Source organism: Archangium sp. (assembly GCF_036388035.1).
Classification (GTDB): domain Bacteria; phylum Myxococcota; class Myxococcia; order Myxococcales; family Myxococcaceae; genus Archangium.
In genome coordinates, this window is the sequence record NZ_DASVSO010000179.1 from 1 (window position 1) to 3,614 (window position 3,614).

Below are 3,614 nucleotides of genomic sequence, written 5' to 3' on the forward strand. Positions count from 1 at the left end.
GGGCGCGGTGCGCGGCGAGCTGACGCGCGTGTGCGCCTCGGCCTTCGGCTGCGCCAAGCGGGTGCGGACGGAGACGGCCATCGGCCGGTCCGCCACCTCCATGGCCAGCGCGGCCGTGTCCCTGGCCAGCAAGGTGTTCGACGGGCTGGGCGACAAGACGGTGCTGCTGGTGGGCGCGGGCGAGATGGCGGAGCTGGCCGCGCGTCACCTGAAGCAGGCCGGAGCCACCCGCATCCTCGTGGCCAACCGCACGCTGGCGCGCGCCGAGGCCCTCGCGGCCGAGGTGGGTGGCACCGCGCGTCCCTTCGAGGAGCTGTTCACGCTGCTCACCGCCGCGGACGTGGTGGTGTGCAGCACCGCCTCGCCCGTCCCCCTCTTCACCAAGGAGAACGTGGGCGCGGTGGCCAAGGCGCGCAAGCACCGCACGCTCTTCATGGTGGACCTGGCCGTGCCGCGTGACATCGCCGCCGAGGTGGGGGAGCTGGACTGGGTCCACGCCTACGACGTGGACGACATCCAGAAGTTCGTGGCGGAGAACGCCGCCGCCCGCGCCGAGGAGGCGCAGAAGGCAAGCGTGCTGGTGGCCCAGGAGGTGGCCCGCTTCGCGCGGGAGCGCGCCCTGCGCAACGGCGTGCCCGTGCTGGCTCAGCTGCGCCAGCGCGCCGAGTCCATCGCCCGCGCCGAGGTGGAGCGCACCCTGGCGGGCCTCGGGGACGGCCTCACCGACAAGCAGCGCAAGAGCATCGAGGCCATGGGGCGCGCCATCGTCAACAAGCTGCTGCACGAGCCCACGGCGCGGCTTCGGGCGGTGGGGCCCGCGCACGAGGGCAACCGGTTGGCCGGTGCCGCCGCCGAGCTCTTCGGGCTCGACGAGGCGTCCTCGAACACCGAGACGGCCGCGCCCAACGTGGTGGCCCACGGAGGCAAGGGATGAAGGCCGTACGCATCGCCACCCGGCAGAGCCCGCTGGCGCTCTGGCAGGCCCGCCACGTGGGCGCGCTGCTCACCCAGCAGCACCCGGGGCTGGAGGTCTCCCTCGTGGAGATGTCCACCGCGGGAGACCGCTTCCTCTCCGCGCCCCTGTCCACCGTGGGCGGCAAGGGCCTGTTCGTGAAGGAGATTGAACAGGCGCTGCTCGATGGCCGCGCGGACCTGGCCGTCCACAGCCTCAAGGACATGACGTCCGTGCTGCCCCCGGGCCTGCTGCTGGCGGCCGTGCCCCAGCGCGAGGACCCGCGCGACGCCTTCTGCAGCCCGGCGGGGATGATGCTGGACACGCTGCCCCACGGCGCGCGCGTGGGCACCTCCTCGCTGCGGCGCAGCTGCATCCTGCGCGCCCGGCGGCCGGACCTGGAGATCGTCAGCCTGCGCGGCAACGTGCAGACACGGCTGGCGCGCACGCGGGAGATGGGCCTCGCGGGCGCGGTGCTGGCCTGCGCGGGCCTCAAGCGGCTCGGCCTGGAGCTGGAGATCACCGAGGTGCTGCCCACCAGCATCAGCCTGCCGGCGGTGGGGCAGGGGGTGCTCGCCATCCAGTGCCGCACCGAGGACACCGAGGTCCGCCGGCTGCTCGCGCCGCTGGAGGACGCGGCCACGCGCATCGCGGTGACGGCCGAGCGTGCCTTCATGGCCCGGCTGGAAGGCGGCTGCACCGTCCCGCTGGCCGGACACGCCACCGTGGAGGGTGACACCGTCCGCATGCGGGGACTGGTGGGGCGGCCGGACGGTGCCAAGGTGGTGGAGGCCGAGCGCAGCGGTCCGGTGGAGACGGCCCATGCCCTGGGCGAGGCGCTCGCCGAGGAGCTGCTCGGACGCGGGGCGGCGGAGATCCTCCGCGACTTTGGCCGTCCCCTGCCCGTGTCGGAGCCGTAGCTCGGCGCCTGGCGGCTGCCGAGAGCGCCCGACATTCGCGGTCAGGCTCCCGGGCCTCATTCGACGGGTAGTGTCGACGACGGTTGTCGGGGGACTTCGTCGAGCGGCCTGCTACAGTGCCGGCCCGTGGACAAGAGACTCGAAGGCATCCGCGTCCTGGTGACGCGTCCCCGTGAACGGTCGGAGGAGCTGTGCTTCCTCCTGGAGGATGAGGGCGCGGAGGTGGTGCACGTGCCCCTGCTGGAGCTGCGGCCTCCGGAGGATCCCCGGCCGCTCATGGCGGCCGCGGAGTCCATTCAACGCTACACGTGGGTGGTGTTCGCCAGCGCCTCGGCGGTGGATGCGTTGATGGAGGCGCTGCGCGAGGCCGGCATGACGGAGTGGCTGTCGCGGGTGCGCATCGCCGCGGTGGGGCCGCGCACCGCGCGCACGGTGGAGGGCTATGGGCTGACGGTGGCCGCCGAGCCGCCCGAGGGCACCGGCGTGGCGCTCTACGAGGTCATGCGGAGCGCGCTGGAGGCGGAGGACGAGGTGCTGCTGCCCGCCGCGGAGGAGGGGCGGCGCGAGCTGGAGGACGCGCTGCGCGAGCACGGCGTGCGGGTCACCCGGGTGACGGCGTACCGCTCCCAGCCGGCGCCGCTGTCTCCGGAGGCTCAGGCCCAGCTGGCGTCCTCGCCGCCGCACGTGGCCCTCTTCGCCTCGCCGCGCACCGCGGAGACGTTCCTGGAGGCGGCGGGGCGCGAGCGGCTCGGCTCGACCCGGCTGGTCGCCATTGGCCCCACCACGGCGGCGGCGCTGACCCAGCTGGGGCTCCCGGTGGCGGCGGTGGCCGAGCGACCCACCCCCGAGGCGCTGGTCGAGGCCACCATCCGGGCGATTCGCGGATAGACTGTCGGCCATTGAGTGCCGGGAGGGCGGGGGCAGGTGCCCGCGCCACCTGCCCCGGAAGAGGAGTCCTCACGATGAGGCGTGGTCTGTCGTATGGGCTGGCGCTGGGTGCCCTGGTCTGGGGCACCCTGGCCCTGGCCAGCAGCTACCCGAATCTCGGCTATCGCATGCTGCACTCGCAGCATTCGCCGTTCCGTTACTACATGGACAGCCGGCAGACGCCCCCGGGCATCTCCCTCCCCCAGGTGCAGACGGCCGTCGACGCGGCCTTCCAGGCGTGGGCGGGCGTGAAATGCGCGCATCCCGCCTTCGTCTCCGGGGGCCTCACGTCCTCCGTCCCCATCTCGAACATGAATGACGTGCGGGACCGCTACAACGTCACGCCCGTATTCGTCACGGACAAGAACGATCCCGCCTACAGGGAGCTGCTCAAGCCCAACGGCCTGGTCATGGCCGCCGTGCCGCTCCACTTCGGCGGCTACCTCTACCAGTGCGACATCTTCGTCGACGCCACCGGGGATGTGCCCTGGTCCACGGCCACGCCGACGCAGGCGGGCTACCTGGATCTGCAGACGTTCCTGATGAAGCAGATCGGACACTGCATGGGTCTGGGCCACGTGGTCGATCCCTTCGACGCCGTCATGTACAACGCCGTGAGCTACGGCGAGATGCGGCGGACGCCCACCCAGCACGACGTGGATCACCTGTGCTCCATCTACCCCGCGACGGGCACCCAGAGCGGACCCTGCACGGCCGCGGGCACCTGCAACACGGGGCTCACCTGCGTGTCGGCCCCTGAGTCCAATGGCCTGCCGGGCTACCGGATCTGCACCAAGGGGTGCACGAACACGACG

4 protein-coding genes are annotated in these 3,614 nt (G+C 72.7%); all 4 read left to right on the plus strand.

Going from position 1 to position 3,614, the window contains the following annotated elements; translation table 11 throughout:
- Nucleotides 1–934 (plus strand): glutamyl-tRNA reductase (gene hemA, locus VF697_RS07860; RefSeq protein WP_331092882.1); only part of this gene is annotated, 934 nt, incomplete at its 5' end.
- Complete coding sequence (hemC, locus tag VF697_RS07865; protein WP_331092883.1) at nucleotides 931–1,872, plus strand: hydroxymethylbilane synthase; 942 nt, start codon at nucleotides 931–933, stop codon at nucleotides 1,870–1,872. The genes hemA and hemC, both read left to right, overlap by 4 nt.
- 126 nt (nucleotides 1,873–1,998) lie before the next feature.
- A complete protein-coding gene (locus VF697_RS07870) occupies nucleotides 1,999–2,760 on the plus strand; it encodes a uroporphyrinogen-III synthase (protein WP_331092884.1) in 762 nt (253 codons plus the stop codon).
- Nucleotides 2,761–2,834: 74 nt separating this feature from the next.
- A partial coding sequence (locus VF697_RS07875) for a matrixin family metalloprotease (RefSeq protein ID WP_331092885.1) occupies nucleotides 2,835–3,614 on the plus strand: 780 nt, incomplete at its 3' end.

Bases quoted from the DNA above. Each gene is read 5' to 3' on its own strand.
- hemC (WP_331092883.1), top strand. From the start codon at position 931: ATGAAGGCCGTACGCATCGCCACCCGGCAGAGCCCGCTGGCGCTCTGG.